The 18,926-nt window shown below is 62.9% G+C and carries 13 protein-coding genes; 10 read left to right on the plus strand and 3 right to left on the minus strand.

What is annotated here, in order from left to right:
• The first annotated feature begins 32 nt into the window (after window positions 1–32).
• The 6 genes from glgB (at window position 33) to bglA (ending at window position 10,587) form a co-directional block, all read left to right on the plus strand.
• Complete coding sequence (gene glgB / locus O7B34_RS30390) at window positions 33–2,246, plus strand: 1,4-alpha-glucan branching protein GlgB (RefSeq protein WP_337149451.1); 2,214 nt, start codon at window positions 33–35, stop codon at window positions 2,244–2,246.
• Window positions 2,247–2,297: 51 nt separating this feature from the next.
• Window positions 2,298–3,563 (plus strand): glucose-1-phosphate adenylyltransferase, encoded by a 1,266-nt coding sequence (gene glgC / locus O7B34_RS30395; RefSeq protein WP_027146638.1) that lies wholly within the window; start codon window positions 2,298–2,300, stop codon window positions 3,561–3,563.
• Window positions 3,564–3,641: 78 nt separating this feature from the next.
• Window positions 3,642–5,087, plus strand: coding sequence for a glycogen synthase GlgA (gene glgA, locus O7B34_RS30400; protein WP_337149468.1), 1,446 nt, complete (start codon window positions 3,642–3,644; stop codon window positions 5,085–5,087).
• Window positions 5,088–5,090: 3 nt separating this feature from the next.
• Window positions 5,091–6,719 carry an alpha-D-glucose phosphate-specific phosphoglucomutase gene (locus O7B34_RS30405; protein ID WP_337149452.1) on the plus strand — a complete coding sequence of 543 codons (1,629 nt, stop codon included), beginning with the start codon at window positions 5,091–5,093 and terminating at the stop codon, window positions 6,717–6,719.
• 232 nt (window positions 6,720–6,951) lie between these two features.
• A complete protein-coding gene (gene glgX, locus O7B34_RS30410) occupies window positions 6,952–8,952 on the plus strand; it encodes a glycogen debranching protein GlgX (protein WP_337149453.1) in 2,001 nt (666 codons plus the stop codon).
• A complete protein-coding gene (gene bglA / locus O7B34_RS30415; protein ID WP_337149454.1) occupies window positions 8,953–10,587 on the plus strand; it encodes a beta-galactosidase BglA in 1,635 nt (544 codons plus the stop codon).
• A gap of 28 nt (window positions 10,588–10,615) precedes the next feature.
• Here the strand turns inward: bglA and O7B34_RS30420 are convergent, their stop codons facing one another.
• Together O7B34_RS30420 and O7B34_RS30425 are read right to left on the minus strand one after the other, a co-directional pair.
• Window positions 10,616–12,385: a hypothetical protein gene (locus O7B34_RS30420; protein WP_337149455.1), complete on the minus strand. Its 1,770-nt coding sequence runs from the start codon at window positions 12,383–12,385 to the stop codon at window positions 10,616–10,618.
• Window positions 12,386–12,832, minus strand: a complete 447-nt coding sequence (locus tag O7B34_RS30425; protein ID WP_027144005.1) for a TadE/TadG family type IV pilus assembly protein — start codon at window positions 12,830–12,832, stop codon at window positions 12,386–12,388.
• Between the two features lie 282 nt (window positions 12,833–13,114).
• Between O7B34_RS30425 and O7B34_RS30430 the strand changes: the two genes are divergently transcribed.
• The 4 genes from O7B34_RS30430 to O7B34_RS30445 all read left to right on the plus strand — a co-directional run bounded on the left by O7B34_RS30430 (window position 13,115) and on the right by O7B34_RS30445 (window position 18,546).
• Window positions 13,115–14,707 (plus strand): peptide ABC transporter substrate-binding protein, encoded by a 1,593-nt coding sequence (locus tag O7B34_RS30430; protein ID WP_337149456.1) that lies wholly within the window; start codon window positions 13,115–13,117, stop codon window positions 14,705–14,707.
• Between the two features lie 164 nt (window positions 14,708–14,871).
• Window positions 14,872–15,795, plus strand: a complete 924-nt coding sequence (locus O7B34_RS30435) for an ABC transporter permease subunit (protein WP_337143454.1) — start codon at window positions 14,872–14,874, stop codon at window positions 15,793–15,795.
• Entirely contained in the window at window positions 15,788–16,909 is a 1,122-nt protein-coding gene (locus tag O7B34_RS30440; RefSeq protein WP_337149457.1) for an ABC transporter permease, read from the plus strand. The genes O7B34_RS30435 and O7B34_RS30440 overlap by 8 nt, the downstream gene beginning before the upstream one ends.
• Before the next feature lie 17 nt (window positions 16,910–16,926).
• Window positions 16,927–18,546, plus strand: a complete 1,620-nt coding sequence (locus O7B34_RS30445) for an ABC transporter ATP-binding protein (protein ID WP_337149458.1) — start codon at window positions 16,927–16,929, stop codon at window positions 18,544–18,546.
• 28 nt (window positions 18,547–18,574) lie between these two features.
• On the opposite strand, the gene O7B34_RS30450 is transcribed toward O7B34_RS30445, so the two are convergent.
• Complete coding sequence (locus O7B34_RS30450; RefSeq protein WP_337149459.1) at window positions 18,575–18,919, minus strand: hypothetical protein; 345 nt, start codon at window positions 18,917–18,919, stop codon at window positions 18,575–18,577.
• Between the last annotated feature and the right edge of the window lie 7 nt (window positions 18,920–18,926).

Genomic DNA, 18,926 nt, shown 5'->3' on the forward strand with positions numbered 1-18,926 from the left:
AATAGCTGGTGCCCTGGGAGGGACGCTGCCTGATGAGGAAGCCGCGCGCGACCGCTGCGACAAGCGGGCCGGACGGACTGGCGCCAGCCAGCGATGTTGCGGCGATTGTCGCCGGTACGCACGGCAATCCCTTTGCGGTTCTCGGTGTCCAGGAGGCCGGCAAGAGCCTGTTCGCGCGCTGCTTCGTTCCGCACGCGCAGTCCGTCACCGCCTACACGCTGACCGGCATCGAGGCGGGCGAATTGACCAGGCGCGACGACGCCGGTTTCTTCGAGGGCAAGTTGTCGATCAGGAAGCGCCAACCGCTTCGCTACCACGCGCGCAATGCCGGCGGCGACTGGTGGCTGACCGATCCCTATTCGTTCGGCCCGGTGCTCGGGCCGATGGACGATTACTACATCGCCGAGGGTTCGCATCTCAGACTGTTCGACAAGCTCGGCGCGCATGTCATCGAGCACGAAGGCGCTACCGGCGTGCATTTCGCGGTATGGGCGCCCAATGCCCGGCGCGTCTCGGTGGTCGGCGATTTCAACGACTGGGACGGCCGCCGGCATACGATGCGCGACCGTCGCGACACCGGCATCTGGGAGCTGTTCATTCCCGATATTGGTGCCGGCCGGCCCTATAAATACGAAATCATAGGCCCCGATGGCGTCAGGTTGCCGCTGAAGGCCGATCCGTTCGCCTTCAAGTCGGAGCTGCGCCCGGCAACCGCCTCGGTGACCGCGGTGCCGCCGGCCCATCCATGGGGTGACGAGGCGCATCGCAATTTCTGGCGCAACGCCGACCCTCGGCGCGAAGCCATCTCGATTTACGAAGTCCACGCCGGTTCCTGGCAGCTTCGCGACGACGGCACCTTCCTGTCATGGGATGAACTGGCCGGCCGGCTGATCCCCTATGTGGTCGAGGCCGGTTTCACCCATGTCGAATTCCTGCCGATCTCCGAGCATCCCTATGACCCGTCCTGGGGCTACCAGACAACCGGCCTCTACGCGCCATCGGCCCGCTTCGGCGATCCGGACGGCTTTGCCCGCTTTGTCGATGGCGCCCACCGTGCCGGCATCGGCGTCATTCTCGACTGGGTGCCGGCGCATTTCCCTGTCGACGAGCACGGTCTGGTCCATTTCGACGGCACCGCGCTCTACGAGCATGCCGACCCGCGCAAGGGCTTCCACCCGGATTGGAACACCGCGATCTACAATTTCGGCCGCCGCGAGGTGGTGTCGTTCCTCGTCAACAACGCACTATTCTGGGCCGAAAAATACCATGTCGACGGTCTTCGCGTCGACGCGGTCGCCTCGATGCTCTACCTCGACTATTCGCGCAAGCAGGGCGAATGGATTCCCAACGAGAAGGGTGGGCGCGAAAACCTCGAGGCGGTCAGCTTCCTGCAGAAGATGAACAAGGAGCTCTACGGGCACCATCCCGGCGTCATGACCATCGCCGAGGAATCGACTTCATGGCCAAAGGTCTCGGCGCCTGTCCATGAAGGCGGGCTGGGCTTCGGCTTCAAGTGGAACATGGGCTTCATGCACGACACGCTGGAGTATTTTTCCAAGGAGCCGATTTTCCGCAAGCACCACCACAACGAGCTCACCTTCGGCCTGACCTACGCCTTCTCGGAGAATTTCGTGCTGCCGCTCTCGCATGACGAGGTCGTGCACGGCAAGGGCACGCTGCTCGGCAAGATGGCCGGCGACGACTGGCAGAAATTCGCGACCTTGCGGGCCTATTACGGCTTCATGTGGGGGTATCCCGGCAAGAAGCTGCTGTTCATGGGCCAGGAATTCGCGCAGCGCCGCGAATGGAGCGAGGCGCGCGCGCTCGATTGGAACCTGCTCGATTTCCGCCCGCATCGCGGTGTCTGGCAGACGGTGCGCGATCTCAACTATCTCTATCGTTCACGCCCGGCGCTGCATGGCCGCGACTGCGAGCCGGAAGGGTTTTCCTGGCTGATCGTCGACGACAGCCAGAATTCGGTTTTCGCCTGGGTGCGCAACGCTCCCGGCGGCAATCCGGTCGCCGTCATCTCCAATTTCACGCCGGTGCCGCGCGACAATTATCGTGTGCCTCTGCCGAAGGCCGGCAAGTGGCGCGAGATCATCAACACCGACGCTTCCGAATATGGCGGCTCCGGCATGGGCAATGGCGGCGTGGTCGAGGCACGGGCGGAGGGCAAGAGCATTTCGGCAACGATGCTTCTGCCACCGCTGTCGACGATCATGCTTGAACTCGCCGCCGACTGAACTCGTTAAGGCTGGTCAACGCATATAGACGAGTAACTTGGGAGGGTAGGAATGGCAGACTTGAAACGAACCCAGCCGCTGGCCCGCGACGCCATGGCCTATGTGCTGGCCGGCGGGCGCGGCAGCCGCCTCAAGGAACTGACCGACCGGCGCGCCAAGCCGGCGGTCTATTTCGGCGGCAAGACGCGCATCATCGATTTCGCGCTCTCCAATGCGCTCAATTCCGGCATCCGCCGCCTCGGCGTCGCCACCCAGTACAAGGCGCATTCGCTGATCCGCCACCTGCAGCGCGGCTGGAACTTCCTGCGGCCCGAGCGAAATGAGAGCTTCGACATCCTGCCGGCCAGCCAGCGCGTGTCGGAAACGCAATGGTATGAAGGCACGGCGGACGCCGTCTACCAGAACATCGACATCATCGAGGCCTATGGTCCGGAATACATGGTCATCCTGGCCGGCGATCACATCTACAAGATGGATTACGAGATGATGCTGCGCCAGCATGTCGATGCCGGCGCCGATGTCACGGTCGGCTGCCTCGAAGTGCCGCGCATGGAAGCGACCGGCTTCGGCGTCATGCATGTCGATGCCAAGGACAACATCATCGCCTTCGTCGAAAAGCCCGCCGATCCGCCGGGAATTCCGGGTAATCCGGAATTCGCCTTGGCCTCGATGGGCATCTACGTCTTCAAGACCAAGTTCCTGATGGAGCAACTGCGCCGCGACGCCGCCGAGCCGGGCTCCAGCCGCGACTTCGGCAAGGACATCATCCCCTATATCGTCACGCACGGTAAGGCGATCGCGCACCGCTTCACCAAGTCCTGCGTGCGTTCGACCGCCGAGAACGAGGCCTACTGGCGCGATGTCGGCACGGTCGACGCCTATTGGGAAGCCAATATCGACTTGACCGACGTGACGCCGGAACTCGACCTCTACGACCGCGACTGGCCGATCTGGACCTATGCCGAGTTGAAGCCGCCGGCAAAGTTCGTCCATGACGAGGACGGCAGGCGCGGTTCCGCCGTCTCGTCACTGGTGTCGGGCGATTGCATCGTCTCGGGCGCTTCGCTGAAGAAAAGCCTGATTTTCACCGGTGCGCGCATCAATTCCTATTCGACGCTGGAAGAGGTTGTCATGCTGCCCGACGTTCATGTCGGCCGGAACGCAAAGTTGAAGCGCGTCGTCATCGACCACGGTGTAAGGATACCGGAAGGGCTGGTGGTCGGCGAGGATCCCGCGATCGACGCCAAGCGCTTCCGCGTCTCGGAAAAGGGTATCTGCCTGATCACACAGGACATGATCAACAAGCTGTCACTTTAGGGTGTTTTGTGCATGTCGTGGTCCCAAAACCGCTACACGGTTCTGGGCGACATGGACCAGGAGCGGATCGTTAAGCGCATGCATGTTCTGTCGGTCACGCCCGAAATCTTCCCGCTGATCAAGACCGGCGGACTGGCTGACGTAACCGGCGCGCTGCCTATTGCGCTCTCGGCCAAGGGCGTGACCATGCGCACGCTCATCCCGGGCTTTCCGGTGGTGATGAACGCCTTCAAGAAAAAGAAGGCGGTCTATCAGTACCCTTTGCTGCAGGGCGGCAAGGCCTCGGTCCATGCCGTCGAGGTCGCCGGGCTCGACCTGTTCGTGCTCGACGCGCCGCATCTGTTCGACCGCCCTGGCGGTCCCTATGGCAACGCCTCGGGCGCCGATTGGCCGGACAATTGGCGGCGCTTCGCGGCGCTGAGCCAGGCCGGCGCTGATATCGCCGGCGGCGCCATTTCGGGCTACCTGCCTGACATCGTCCATGCTCATGACTGGCAGTCGGCGATGACCCTGGCTTATATGCGCTACGGCAAGGCCGTTGGCATACCGTCGATGATGACTGTCCACAATCTCGCCTTCCAGGGCCAGTTCGGCGCCGGCATTTTCGGTGAGCTCGGCCTGCCGGCCGCGGCGATGGCGCTTGACGGCGTCGAATATTATGGCGGTGTCGGCTTCCTCAAGGCTGGCTTGCAAGCCGCCTGGGCGATCACAACGGTGAGCCCGACCTATGCGCAGGAGATACGTTCGCCGGAATTCGGCATGGGCCTCGACGGTCTCATCAACATGCGTTCAAGCGATCTCCATGGCATCGTCAACGGCATCGATACCGCCATCTGGGATCCGGAGACCGACAAGCATCTGGTATCGACCTATACGGCCGAAACGTTGGAGACCCGGGCGCCCAACAAGGCCGCCGTCGAGGACCGTTTCGGCCTCGACCGCGACGACAGCCCGATTGTCTGTGTCGTCAGCCGGCTGACATGGCAGAAGGGCATGGACATATTGGCGACGGTGGTCGACGGCATCGTCGCGACAGGCGCAAGGCTGGCCATCCTAGGCTCGGGCGACGCGGGCCTCGAAGGCGCGCTGCTGGCCGCGACCGCACGCCACCGTGGCCGCATCGGCGTCGTCGTCGGCTATGATGAGCAGCTGTCGCACATCATGCAGGGCGGCTGCGACGCCATCGTTATTCCTTCGCGCTTCGAGCCTTGCGGGCTGACGCAGCTTTACGGCCTGCGCTATGGCTGCGTGCCGGTCGTCGCGCGCACTGGCGGCCTTGCCGACACCATCATCGATGCCAATGAAGCAGCAATGGCCGCGGGCGTGGCGACCGGGTTCCAGTTTGCTCCTAACAATGGCGGCGCGTTGCTGCACGCCATCCGCCGCCTGGTCGATGCCCATGCCAGCCCGACGAGCTTCGAAACCATCCAGCGTCAGGGCATGAAGAGCGATCTGTCGTGGGACCGAAGCGCCGAAAAATACGTCGAACTTTATCGCCTGCTGCTTTCGAAAAGGGTTGCTTGAAGCATGATACGCACCGTCCCCACCAAGCCCTATTCCGACCAGAAGCCCGGCACGTCGGGACTGCGCAAGAAGGTACCAGTGTTCCAGCAGGAGCACTATGCCGAGAACTTCATCCAGTCGATCTTCGACGCGCTCGACGGATTTGCCGGCAAGACCCTGGTGATCGGCGGCGACGGCCGCTACTACAACCGCGAGGTCATCCAGAAGGCCATTGCCATGGCCGCCGCCAACGGTTTCGGCAAGGTGATGGTCGGGCAGGGCGGCATATTGTCGACGCCGGCGGCCTCGCATGTCATCCGAAAATACAAGACCTTCGGCGGCATCATCCTGTCGGCCAGCCACAATCCCGGCGGCCCGCACGAGGATTTCGGCATCAAGTACAATGCGGGCAATGGCGGCCCAGCGCCGGAAAAGCTGACCGACGCCATCTTTGCCAAGACCAAGGCGATTTCGAGCTTCAAGACCGCCGACATCGATCCGATCGACATCGATACGGTCGGGACGGTCAAGGCTGGCGGCATGACCATCGAGGTCATCGATCCAGTCACCGACTATGCCGAGCTGATGGAGAGCCTGTTCGATTTCGATGCGCTGCGCAAACTGTTCAAGTCGGGCTTTCGCATGCGCTTCGACGCCATGCATGCGGTGACCGGACCCTACGCCAAGGAAATCCTCGAACACCGCCTCGGCGCACCGAACGGCACCTGCCGCAATTTCAAGCCGCTGCCGGATTTCGGCGGTCATCACCCCGATCCCAACCTCGTCCATGCCAAGCACCTCTATGACGAGATGATGGGACCGGACGCGCCGGATTTCGGCGCCGCCTCCGATGGCGACGGCGACCGCAATCTGATCATCGGCAAGGGTATTTTCGTCACCCCGTCGGATTCGGTCGCCATGCTCGCCGCCAATGCCCGCCTGGCGCCGGGCTACAAGGAAGGTCTGAAGGGTATTGCCCGCTCGATGCCGACCAGCGGTGCGGCCGACCGCGTCGCCCACAAGCTCGGTATCGGCATCTACGAGACGCCTACTGGCTGGAAGTTCTTCGGCAATCTGCTCGATGCCGGCATGGCGACCATCTGCGGCGAGGAAAGTGCCGGCACCGGCTCAAACCATGTCCGCGAAAAGGACGGTCTGTGGGCGGTCCTGCTGTGGCTCAACATCCTGTCCGCGCGTGGCGAAAGCTGCAAACAGATCGTCACCGAACATTGGGCGACCTATGGGCGCAATTACTATTCGCGGCACGACTATGAGGAGGTCGAGACCAACCGCGCCAATGCACTGGTCGACGAACTCAGGGCCAAGCTCGGCTCGCTGCCGGGCACCAGCGTGCGTGGCCTGAAGATCGCCAAGGCCGACGATTTTGCCTATCACGACCCGGTCGACGGCTCGACCAGCGAGCATCAGGGTATAAGGGTGCTGTTCGAAGGCGGCTCGCGCGTCGTCTTCCGGCTTTCGGGCACCGGCACTTCGGGCGCAACCCTGCGCGTCTATATCGAGCGCTACGAGCCGGATCAGGCGAGGCACGATCTCGACACGCAGGAGGCGCTCGCCGATCTCATCGCCGCCGCCGACGACATTGCCGGGATAAAGAGCCACACCGGCCGCAACAAGCCCAGCGTGATTACTTGAGGGTGATGGATGAGGCCTTCCCTTCTCCCCTTGTGGGAGAAGGTGGCCGAGCGAAGCTCGGACGGATGAGGGGTGCTCCAGCTTGGCGCGCACCTTCGTTCAAATCACCGATGCCTCATTTCTTCCAGCACCTCTCATCCGTCTCGGCGCTACGCGCCGAGCCACCCCCGGGGCGAGCCAACGGTCTCGCCCGCCCTTCGGGCCCCACCACGGGAGAAGGGAAGGCGCGCGCATGACCCAACTCGGCGCCACCATCACCCCCGAAGGCATCCGCTTCGCCGCATGGTCCTCGTCGGCCCGTCGCCTCTGGGTTTCGATCTTCGACGAGCAGGGAAACCGCGAACTCGATCGGCTGGAGCTGACGCCGGAAGGCGACGGTATGCATGTGCTTTTCGTCTCCGGCCTGGCCTTGGGCGCGCGCTATGGCCTGCGAGCCGACGGCGACTATGCACCCGAGCGTGGGCTGTGGTTCGACCCCGACAAGCTGCTGACCGATCCTTACGCCGTCGAGATCGACCGGCCCTACGCCTATCACTGGCGGCTCGCCGCGCGGCGCAATGAGGGCGCCGACACCGCGTCGGTGATGCCCAAGGCCGTGGCCAAGGCCTTGCCCTCGGCCCCACCGATCCTGCCGCCGCTGTTTCGTCCGGGCGGCCTGATCTACGAATTGAATGTCCGCGCCTTCACCAAGCTCCACCCGGATGTGCCCCAAGAACAGCGCGGTACGATCGCCGCACTTGCCCATCCAGCCATCATCGAGCATCTGCAAAGGCTCGGTGTCTCCGCTGTCGAACTGATGCCGGTGACGGCGTCGATCGACGAGCGGCATCTGCCGCCGCTGGGCTTGAGCAACGCCTGGGGCTACAATCCCGTGACCTTCATGGCGCTCGACCCACGCCTCGCGCCCGGCGGCCTGACGGAATTGCAGGATACAGTCGCTGCGCTGCGCCGGGCCGGCATCGGCACAATTCTCGACCTCGTCTTCAACCATACCGGCGAAAGCGACAGGCTGGGGCCGACGCTCTCGCTACGCGGCCTCGACAACCAGGCCTATTATCGGCACCGGCCGGATGGCATGCTGGTCAATGATACGGGCACCGGCAACACGATCGCCTGCGACCATCCGGTGGTGCGGGAAATGGTGCTCGACACACTCCGTCATTTCGTGCGCCAGGCCGACGTCGACGGCTTCCGTTTCGATCTGGCTCCTGTGCTGGGCCGGGTCGATGGTACCTTCGATCCGGAAGCGCCGCTGCTCCGGGCCATCACCCATGATCCGGTACTCCGCGACCGCGTGCTGATCGCCGAGCCTTGGGATATCGGGGCAAACGGCTATCAACTGGGCAATTTCCGGCCGCCGTTCCTTGAGTGGAACGATCGCTACCGCGACGATGTCAGACGCTTCTGGCGCGGCGATGCCGGCATGGTCGGTGCTCTCGCCACGCGCCTTGCCGGTTCGTCTGACGCGTTCAACGGGGCAGGGGAGCCGGCAAGCCGCAGCGTGAACTTCATCGCCGCCCATGACGGCATGACGCTGGCTGATATCGTCTCCTATGAGCGCAAGCACAACGGCGCCAATGGCGAGCAGAACCGCGACGGCCATAACGAAAACCTGTCCTGGAACAATGGTACCGAAGGCGAGACGGACGATGCGGCGATCACCAAGGCGCGCTTCGACGACCAGTGCGCACTGCTCGCCACGCTGTTCGTCTCGCGCGGCACCATCATGGTGACCGCAGGCGACGAGTTCGGCCGCACCCAGAAAGGCAACAACAACGCCTATGCGCAGGACAACGCCATCACCTGGCTTGACTGGGCAGCCCGCGATCAGGCGCTGGAGCGTTACGCATCGGCGCTCGCGGCACTTCGCCAGGCGGTGCCGGCACTGTCGGCTACGCGTTTCCTGACCGGGCAAGCGGTTGACGGTTCCGACATCCCCGATGTCTCGTGGCTGACCGAGACGGGCATTCCGCTCAACGAGAGCGACTGGAACGACTCCAGCCGGCATCGCCTCGTCATGCTGCTGCGCGATGCCGTGGGCGGTCGTCTTGCCGTCATGATCAACGGCGACCGCCGCCAATGCGTCTTCACCTTGCCAGTGCGAGATGGCTTCCATTGGCGCGCGGCAATCGAGACGCAGGCGATCGACCTTCTACGCCCGCTGCCGGGTCGCGGCGTCAACTTCATGATCGAGGGCCGGACCGGAAACGGTGGCGCCGGGAAGGGTTCATAAATGTCCGACGACAATGCCATGCAGAGGCCCGAATGGTGGCGAGGCTGCGTCATCTATCAGGTCTATCCGCGCTCTTTCCAGGACACCACCGGTGACGGCAGCGGCGATCTCAAGGGCATTACGTCAAGGCTCGCTCATATCGCCTCGCTCGGCGTCGACGCTGTCTGGCTGTCGCCCTTCTTCAAGTCGCCGATGGCCGACATGGGCTATGATGTATCCGACTATCGCGACGTCGACCCGATGTTCGGCACGTTGGCGGATTTCGATGCGCTGGTTGCCGAAGCGCACAGGCTCGGCCTGAAAATCATCATCGACCAGGTGCTGTCGCATTCATCCGACAAGCACGAATGGTTCATCGAAAGCCGGGCCAGCCGCGACAACGCCAAGGCCGACTGGTACGTCTGGGCCGACGCCAAGCCGGACGGCGGCGCGCCCAACAATTGGCTGTCGGTCTTCGGGGGACCATCTTGGGAGTGGGACGCGACCCGCCGCCAATATTACATGCACAATTTCCTCGCCTCGCAGCCGGATCTCAATTTCCACAATCCGGAGGTCCAGGACGCGTTGCTGGACACGGTGCGGTTCTGGCTCGAACGCGGTGTCGACGGCTTCCGGCTCGACACGGTCAATTACTATGTCCACGACCGCTGGCTGCGCGGCAATCCGCCCTTGGCTTCGAGTGTTGCAGGCACCAATACGGAGACCAGCACCTACCTCTATCAGGAGCATCTGTTCGACAAGACGCAGCCGGAAAACCTGGCTTTCCTCAGGCGCTTTCGGGCATTGCTGGACGAGTATGTGGGCCGCGCCGCCGTCGGCGAGATCGGCGACGAGGGCCGCTCCTTGCAGACGCTGGCCGCCTACACCTCCGGCGGCGACAAGCTTCAGATGAGCTACACTTTCGACCTGCTCGGCTCGCAATTCTCCGCAGCGCATGTGCGTGGCTGCGTCGAGGCCTTCGAAAATGCGGTTGCCGACGGCTGGGTCTGCTGGGCGTTTTCCAACCATGACGTGGTGCGCCATGTCAGCCGCTGGACGCGGCCGGGTGGCGATCCCGACCGGGTGGCCAAATTCTCGATCACGCTGTTGAGCAGCTTGCGCGGTTCGATTTGCCTCTATCAGGGCGAGGAGCTCGGCCTTGAGGAGGCGGAGCTTGCCTACGAGGATCTGCGCGATCCCGTCGGCATCCGCTTCTGGCCCGGCGTGAAGGGCAGGGACGGCTGCCGCACGCCGATGGTCTGGGAGGCGGGCGCCGACAATGCGGGCTTTTCCACCGCGAAACCCTGGCTGCCTGTGCCGGCAAGCCATCGCGCCCGCGCGGTCGATGTGCAGAACGGCGAGGAGCAATCGGTGCTGTCGGCCTACCGCTCGGCGCTCGCCTTGCGCAAACAGCATCCTGCGCTGGTCGGCGGTTCGATCCGCTTTCTCGATACCGAGGGCGACGTGCTCGCCTTCATCCGCGAGGGTGGTGGGGAGGGGCTGCTCTGTGTCTTCAATTTCGCCGGAGAGCCGGCGACTTGGCCGTTGCCTGAGGATATCGGAACTGTCGCGGCTGTCCTGGGCGGCACCGCTTCCGTCGAGGAAAACGCGCTCTCGCTGCCGGCTCTCGGTTGCTTCCTCGGTCGGCTCGACTGATTGGCGCTTCGGTTGTGGCCAAGCGGTCCTACTGAACGAGCACTGCCCGTCCGCAGGTCGCGCCGGTGACGCGCACGTCGGCCTGGCCGACACCGACGCCCAGGGCTGACAGCACATTGTAGAGCAAGTCGTCCACGGGCGCCGTTACAGTGTTGAGCAGGGCCACCACTGCTGGTTTGACCGTTCCAAGCAGGGTGGTCACATCGATCCCAAGACCAAGCAGATTGACCGAAAGCGAGAGGTTGTTGACCAGGGATGTGGTGAGCGACTGCGTGATGTTTCGCGTCGAAACGGTCTTCACCGTCTTGCTGGCGATGTCGGTCGCGTTGAAGGTCAGAGTCTGCGGGCTGTTGTTGGTGATCGCGGTCGCGGCCGAACCCATTACCTGGATCAACGGGATGTTGATCAGCAGCAGCTTCAGGCTCACATCCGCGATGTCTGCATCCGTGAAGGTCTGCGGCTGGCTGAAATCGGCGAAGCCGGAAGGATTGTTGCTGTTGGCCAGGTTCAACTGGGCAATACCGGGGTGAGCAGCGATGGAAACGCTGATGCTGGACGGCCCTGTCGGGCAGGTGATGTCGGTCAACTTGGCCTCGGCATAGGCGACTTCCACATTGAGCGGCAGATTGACGGCGAGCAGGCTGATGCCGCCGGCCAGGCCGGGCGTGCCGATACCGACGGAGGCCGTCAGCTTGATGCGCGTCTGGGCGGTTCGCACCACAGTGCCGATACCATCGACCGCCAGCCAGGGCGAGGATTGCATCGGCTCCCCGATGGCGATGTTGAGCTTGGTGGAAAGCAGCCCCGGGATGGTGGCGCCGAGATCGACCGCGGCCTGGTTGGTGCCGTTGGCGAGTACGGCGGCCGCCGTCAGCATCCCCATGGCGCTTGCGTCCACGCCAAGGCCGGACGGCTGTTGCCCGAGACCCAGGCTGCCGACGGAGCCAAGGTCGACAAGTCCGCTGAGTGGGATCTTGACGGTGCTGGTCGACTTGGAGGCGATGGTCTGCAAGGCGACCTTGGCGGTATTGCCGAGGCCAGGAACATTGGCCATGGCAGTGGCGATCTGGCCGACGGTCGCCTTCGATGCCAGAACGTCGGAATAGGTGCCGGCCGTGATGTTCAGTTGTGTGCCGAGCGCACTGATGAAGGAAAGCACGCTGACATCGGCCGAGATCAGCCCGTTGTAATCCATGACGCTGAGCGAGATGTTGCCGCCGAGAAGTCCGCTCAAAAGTGCGTTGAGGATGCCGCCATTGACGCTAAGCAATCTCGACCCGACCGAGAATGTCGCCTGCGGCGTCATGCTGGCAGTGGCTTGGGTGTCGATGACGGGAGTGGGGATCAGCGAGCTTGCGAAGTAGCGCTGGGGAATTTTCGCCAAAGTCACCCGCGCCGCATTGTAAGGCGTCACGCCCGCCTGGAAGCGCTGGCTGACATTGGCGGTCGACGAGGCATATCGGCCCCGCGTGACCGTCACCACCGTCTTTCCGGCGGCCGCTGGGATTGTCTGGCCCGAAGCTTGAACAACGACACCTGGCATGCCGTTGTCGGTGAGCGTGGTGACGACCGCTGTGTTGACGTTGTTGATGTTCGAGGCGGCGGTGATCGCTGCCAGGTCGACCATCGCCTGGGCTTCCCGGCGCTCGGTGTAGATGGAGGCCTCGTCTATCGCCACCGCGGCCAGCGCCAGCGCAACCGGCGCGCTCAATGCGGTCATGACGGCGAAGTTCGCCTTCCTGTCTCCCATCATCGACCGTGCAAGCCGGTCGATGCCCTTGCCCGCCCGCCGCAGCATTCAGATACCCCCGACCCTGATCGTTGACTGACGCTTGATGGTCGTCCCTGGCATGGCTATGCCCGGGAAGAGATTCCAGATCGGCAGGTTGCGGGCATCGTACGAGATGGACACCACGAACTGGCTTCCGTCGGCTACGCTGTCATTGGCCTGGTAGGTCAGCTTGCTGGCGTCCACGAAAGGGTAACCGCCGGCGTTGTTGGTGAGATAGCTGGCCACGAGCGTTTGCCGCTCGGTCTGGTTCACCCCGGCGATAGCCGTCCGGGCGGCGTCGGCTGCGATTTGCTGAATCGAGTTGGCGGCACCAAAATAGATGCCGTAGGCAACCATTCCGAGCAAAAGAAGGATGAAAAGCGGTGACAACAGTGCGAACTCGACCGCTGAAGTTCCTGAATTGTCTGTTCGGAACTGGCGCCTTCGGACCTTGGAAATGAGGTTGTGGACCATGGCACCAGCATGCTCAAGTTCGCATGCAGAAAGCGGAAACTCCGGGTGCAACCAAGGGCTGTGCTCGATTGAAACGCCTTTCTAATTTAGCCGTTGCTTCTGCGATAATGAGGATTGACTTAGGGTCAATCAGTACTCAGTTGAAAAGAGCTTACCTCCTGTCTAGTCTCCTGCCACCAGCCGCCGGAGGGAACCGGCGGCGCGCTCAAAGGAACCAGACATCGGTTCCGGGGCGTCAACACGTAAAGGCGCGCCGATGGCAGCGCCGACAGGGAGAACTTCATGCTGAAAAACATGCTGAAGGCGACGGTACTCGCCACGACCATGACCTTGGCTGCCGGCACGTTCTTGACGCCAGCCTTTGCCGAGACCGTCTATAACAGGGGCACCGCCGCTGAATCGGAGTCGGTCGATCCACACAAGACCTCGACGGTCTATGAAGCCAACGTGCTGCGTGACCTGTTCCAGGGACTGGTCATGCAAGATGAGAAGGCGAACCTCATTCCGGGCGCCGCCGAAAGCTGGACGGTGTCGGATGACGGCACCGTCTACACCTTCAAGCTGCGCAAGGACGGCAAGTGGTCGGATGGCAGCCCGGTGACGGCGGACGACTTCGTCTACGCCTTCCACCGGCTCGAGGATCCGGCGACCGGCGCGGAATACGCCTCGATGCTCTATCCGGTGAAGGGTGCGGAGGACGTCAACACCAAGAAGGGCAAACCGGAGGACATGGGCGTCAAGGCGATCGACGCCAACACCCTGGAAGTGACTCTGAAGGCACCGACGCCGTACTTCCTGGAGATGCTGACCCATCAGGCGACCTATCCGGTCAGCAAGGCCTCGATTGAAAAACTCGGCGCCGACTGGATCAAGCCCGGCAATCTGGTTTCGAACGGCGCCTATACGCTGGCCGAATGGGTTCCCAACGACCACATGAAACTGGTCAAGAATCCCAAATTCTGGGACGCCGCGACCGTCAAGTTCGACGTCGTCAACTACATCCCGACCGAGGATCGTTCATCGGCTATGAAGCGCTTCGAGGCCGGCGAACTCGACAGCTATGACGATCTGCCGACCGAACAGCTCGCCGACCTCAAGACCAAGTTCGGCGACCAGATCCATGTCGGGCCGTATCTCGGCACCTACTATTATGCGATCAAGACCGACAAGGCGCCGTGGAACAACCCCGAGCTGCGCAACGCGATCTCGATGGCGATCGACCGTGACTTCATCGCTGAAAAGGTCTGGCAGAACTCTATGCTGCCCGGCTATTCGATGGTGCCTCCCGGCATCGAGGGCTACACGCCCGCAATGGCCAAATACGCCGACATGCCGCAGATCGACCGCGAGGACGCGGCCAAGAAAATCCTTGAGAAGCTTGGCTACACGCCCGAGCATCCGCTGAAGATGGAGATCCGCTACAACACCTCGGAAAACCACAAGAACACCGCTGTGGCGATCCAGGAACAGTTGAAGCCGCTTGGCGTCGACGTCACGCTGCTCAATACCGACACCAAGACCCACTACTCCTTCCTCGAGCAGAAGGGCGACTATGACGTGGCGCGTGCCGCCTGGATTGCCGACTACAAGGATCCGGAAACCTTCCTCGGCATCACGCGCAAGGCCAGCGGCAACAACTATTCGAACTACAACAGCGCCGCGTACGAAGCCGCAATGGACAAGGCCGCGGCCGCCGGCGGCAAGCCCGAGGAGCGCATGAAGGACCTCTCCGCGGCCGAGCGCATCCTGATCGACGATGTCGGCCAGATCCCGCTTCTCTACTACAGCTACCACGACATCGTTTCCTCGAAGCTGCATGGCTTCGTCGACAATGTGATGGACGTGCATCCGTCACGCTTCGTCAGCAAGGACTGATCCCTGGCCAAGCCGCCGCGCAACTGAATGCGCGGCGGCGCTGGTTTGCCATCGCATCGGCCCGGGAAGCGGAATCGATTCTCGGAACGTTCGGTGCGAAGATTTGAAGGCTGGAGCGCAATCGTCCGGGTGTACGGGCGTGCTCCGGATCAAGCGGGGCACCGATGCTGCGATACGTATTCCGGCGGCTTTTGACCGCCATCCCGACGCTGTTCGTCATCGTGACGATGGCGTTCTTCCTGATGCGCGTCGCGCCGGGCGGTCCATTCAACCAGGAGCGGGGACTTAGCCCCGAGATCAAGGCCAATCTTGAAGCCCAGTTCGGTCTCAACGATCCGCTCTGGCTGCAATATGTCCACTATCTCGGCAATCTGCTGCGCGGCAATTTCGGCCCGAGCTACAACATGCCGGATTTCACCGTCACCGAACTGTTTGCCAAGGGTCTGCCCATTTCCGTCCAACTCGGAGCCTCGGCGCTGATCCTGGCGCTGCTGCTAGGCAGCGTGCTCGGCACCATTGCCGCGCTCAACCAGAACAAGCTTGGTGACTATACGGTGATTGCGCTGGCGACCGCCGGCAGCACCATCCCCACCTTCGTCATCGCGCCGGTGATCCAGCTCCTGTTCGGGCTGACCTGGAGGCTGTTGCCGATCGGAGGATGGGGCGACGGCGCTTTCATCAACAAGGTAGGTCCGGTGCTGACGCTCGCCTTGCCGCAGATCGCCATCGTCGCCCGCCTGATGCGTGGCTCGATGATCGAATCGCTGCGATCCCATCATATCCGAACGGCGCGAGCGCTCGGCCTCTCCGACTGGTCGGTGGTGGTCAAGCACGCCTTGCGCGGCGCCATCCTGCCGATCGTCTCCTTCACCGGCCCGGCGGCGGCGGCACTGCTGACCGGCTCGGTCATCGTCGAGACGATCTTCTCCATTCCGGGCGTCGGCCGCTATTTCGTCGATGCCGCGCTCAATCGCGATTACACGCTGGTGATGGGAACGGTGGTGGTGATCGCCATTTTCACCATCATCTTCAACCTGATCGTCGACGTCATGTACGCGGTCGTCGACCCGAGGGTGCGCTATGACTGACATCTCAGCCACCGCTCCCGCCATCGTCGGTCGCTCGCTTTGGGGTGATGCCTGGGCGCGCCTCAAGGCCAACCGCGCCGCCATGTTCAGCCTCTACTACCTCGTTCTGATCGGGGTCATCAGCGTCTTTGGCCCTTGGTTCGTGCCGCATCAATACACGACCATCTACGCCGACTATGTGCGCATGCCGCCAAGCCTGTCTGCCTACCCGAAACCCGATATGATCGAGACGGCGCTCACCGAAGCGATCAAACGCATGCGCGTCGACATCAAGGAGTGGCACCAGGAGGGCAATCAGGTCTTCGTCACGGTCAAGTCGGCCAAGCCGATCGACGACCGCAACATCCGCTACCTCGACCGTTCCGATGCCTTCGACGACACCAAGATCGAGAGCAAGTCGACCGACGGCCTCGAAGTGACGATGAGCGCATCGGTCAAGCAGCAGTATTTCCTGTTCGGAACCGACAACACTGGCCGCGATCTCTTGTCGCGCACGCTGATGGCCGGGCGCATCTCGCTTGCCATCGGCCTGCTCGCGGGCATCGTGGCGGTGGTGATTGGTGTGATTTATGGTGCCGCCGCCGGCTTTTCCGGCGGCAAGGTCGACGAGGTGATGATGCGCATCGTCGACGTGCTCTATTCCTTGCCGTTCATTTTCTTCGTCATCATGCTGGTGGTGTTCTTCGGCCGCAACTTCGTGCTGATGTTTCTGGCGGTCGGTGCCGTGCTGTGGCTCGACATGGCGCGCATCGTGCGGGGCCAGGCGCTGTCGATCCGCCGGCAGGAATATGTCCAGGCGGCGGAAGCCATGGGCATCGGCCAGCGCGGCATCCTGCTGCGCCATGTCATCCCCAACCTGCTTGGCCCCGTGGTGATCTACATGACGCTGCTGGTGCCGCAGGTCATCATCCTGGAGAGCTTCCTGTCGTTCCTCGGCCTTGGCATCCAGGAGCCGATGACCAGCTGGGGCGTGCTGATCTCGGTTGGCGCCAAGAACATCGGCACCGCCAACTGGCTGCTCCTGTTTCCCGCCTTCTTCCTCGTCTCGACGCTGTTCGCCCTGAACTTCGTCGGCGACGGCCTGCGCGACGCGCTCGACCCAAGGGATCGATAAAGATGGGGAACGCTGACATGGCCACTCCCGAAACGATCCTCAGCGTCAAGGACCTCCGCGTCCGCTTCCGCACGCTCGACGGTGCGGTCGAAGCGGTCAAGGGTATCAACATCCACGTGAATGCGGGCGAAACCGTCGCAGTCGTCGGCGAGTCCGGCTCCGGCAAGAGCCAGACGATGATGGCGGCGATGAGCCTCCTGGCCTCCAATGGCGAGGCGTCGGGCAGTGTCGACTATCGCGGCCGCAACCTGTTGACGTTGAGCAAATCCGAGCTGAACAAGGTCCGCGGCCGCAAGATCAGCATGATCTTCCAGGAGCCGATGACCTCGCTCGATCCGCTCTATTCGATCGGCAACCAGCTGATCGAGCCGATCCGCCGGCATCGGGGCCTGAGCGCCACGGAGGCGCATGATGAGGCGCTCAAGCTGCTGCGGCTCGTCCATATTCCCGATCCGGAACGGCGGATGAAATCTTATCCGCACGAAATGTCCGGCGGCCAGCGCCAGCGTGTGATGATCGCCATGGCGCTCGCCAACGACCCCGACATCCTGATCGCCGACGAGCCGACGACGGCGCTCGACGTGACCATCCAGGCGCAGATCCTGATGCTGCTGGCCGAGTTGCAGCGCAAGCTTGGCATGGCGATCGTCTTCATCACCCACGACCTCGGCATCGTCCGCCGCTTCGCCGACCGGGTTTATGTCATGCGCCAGGGGGAGGTCGTCGAGGAAGGCCAGGCAGAAGCGATCTTCGCCAACCCGCAGCATGCCTACACCAAGATGCTGCTGGCGGCCGAGCCGACGGGAACCAAGGCACCTCCGCCCGCCAATGCGCCCGTGGTGCTCGAGGGCAGGAATGTCGAAGTCACATTCAGGATCGGTGGCGGGTTTTTCGCCGGCGAACCGCTGATGCTGCGGGCCGTCGATCACATCTCGATCCGGTTGCAACGCAACCAGACCATCGGCATCGTCGGCGAATCCGGCTCGGGCAAATCGACGCTCGGCCGCGCCTTGCTGCGGCTTTTGCCGAGCGACGGGCTCATTCGGTTCGGCGATCGCGACATTTCCACTGCCAACCGGCGGCAGATGCGGCCGCTGCGGCGCCAGATGCAGCTCGTCTTCCAGGATCCCTTCGGCTCGCTGTCGCCCCGCATGACCGTCGGCCAGGTCATCACCGAAGGGCTGCTGGTGCATGAGCCGAACCTTTCGGGAAAGCAGCGCGACCAGCGTGCGGTCGAGGCCCTGCGCGAAGTCGGTCTCGACCCCAACGCCCGCAACCGCTACCCGCACGAATTTTCCGGCGGACAACGGCAACGCATCGCCATTGCCCGCGCCATGATCCTGAAGCCGAAGATGGTCGTGCTGGACGAGCCCACCTCGGCGCTCGATCGCTCGGTGCAGAAACAGATCGTGGAACTGCTGCGCAAGCTCCAGGCCGACCACGAATTGTCTTACCTGTTCATCAGCCACGATCTCGCGGTGGTGCGCGCCATGGCCGACTACATCATCGTCATGAAGCAGGGCAAGATTGTCGAGGAGGGGCCGACCGAGGCCATCTTCAGCAATCCGCAAGCGCCTTATACACAGACGCTGATGAACGCCGCGATCGACGTCACGCGGTTCCGGTTGAGCGCGTGATAAGTCACGGCAGGTGAGGCCTGTTCGCTCAGCCGGCTGAGTTGGCGCACTTGCGTGCGCGCACGGCGACAACGGCATCCTGCTGTTGCTTCAACCGGTCGATCCTGGCCGTTTCACGGTTGGCGACCGCCATCTTCACGCGCGATCCGCCAAGCAGCCAGCGCGGCACGCTGGTGTTGGCGACCTTGCCGCGGGTGATCGCGGTTTGCGAGATGTCGCTCGCGCTGCCTCCCACGGCGCTGTTGAGCTCGGTGCAGCTCATGCTCTCGTATTTGGCCGGATCGGCCGTCCCGCCGATCGAGGAGCATCCGGCAACGAGGAACACCGTAGCCAGAAGAACCGGTGCCGATCCTGTCGTTGAGATCAAATTCATGCCCGCG

The organism is Mesorhizobium sp. Cs1299R1N3, assembly GCF_037179625.1.
Classification (GTDB): domain Bacteria; phylum Pseudomonadota; class Alphaproteobacteria; order Rhizobiales; family Rhizobiaceae; genus Mesorhizobium; species Mesorhizobium salmacidum.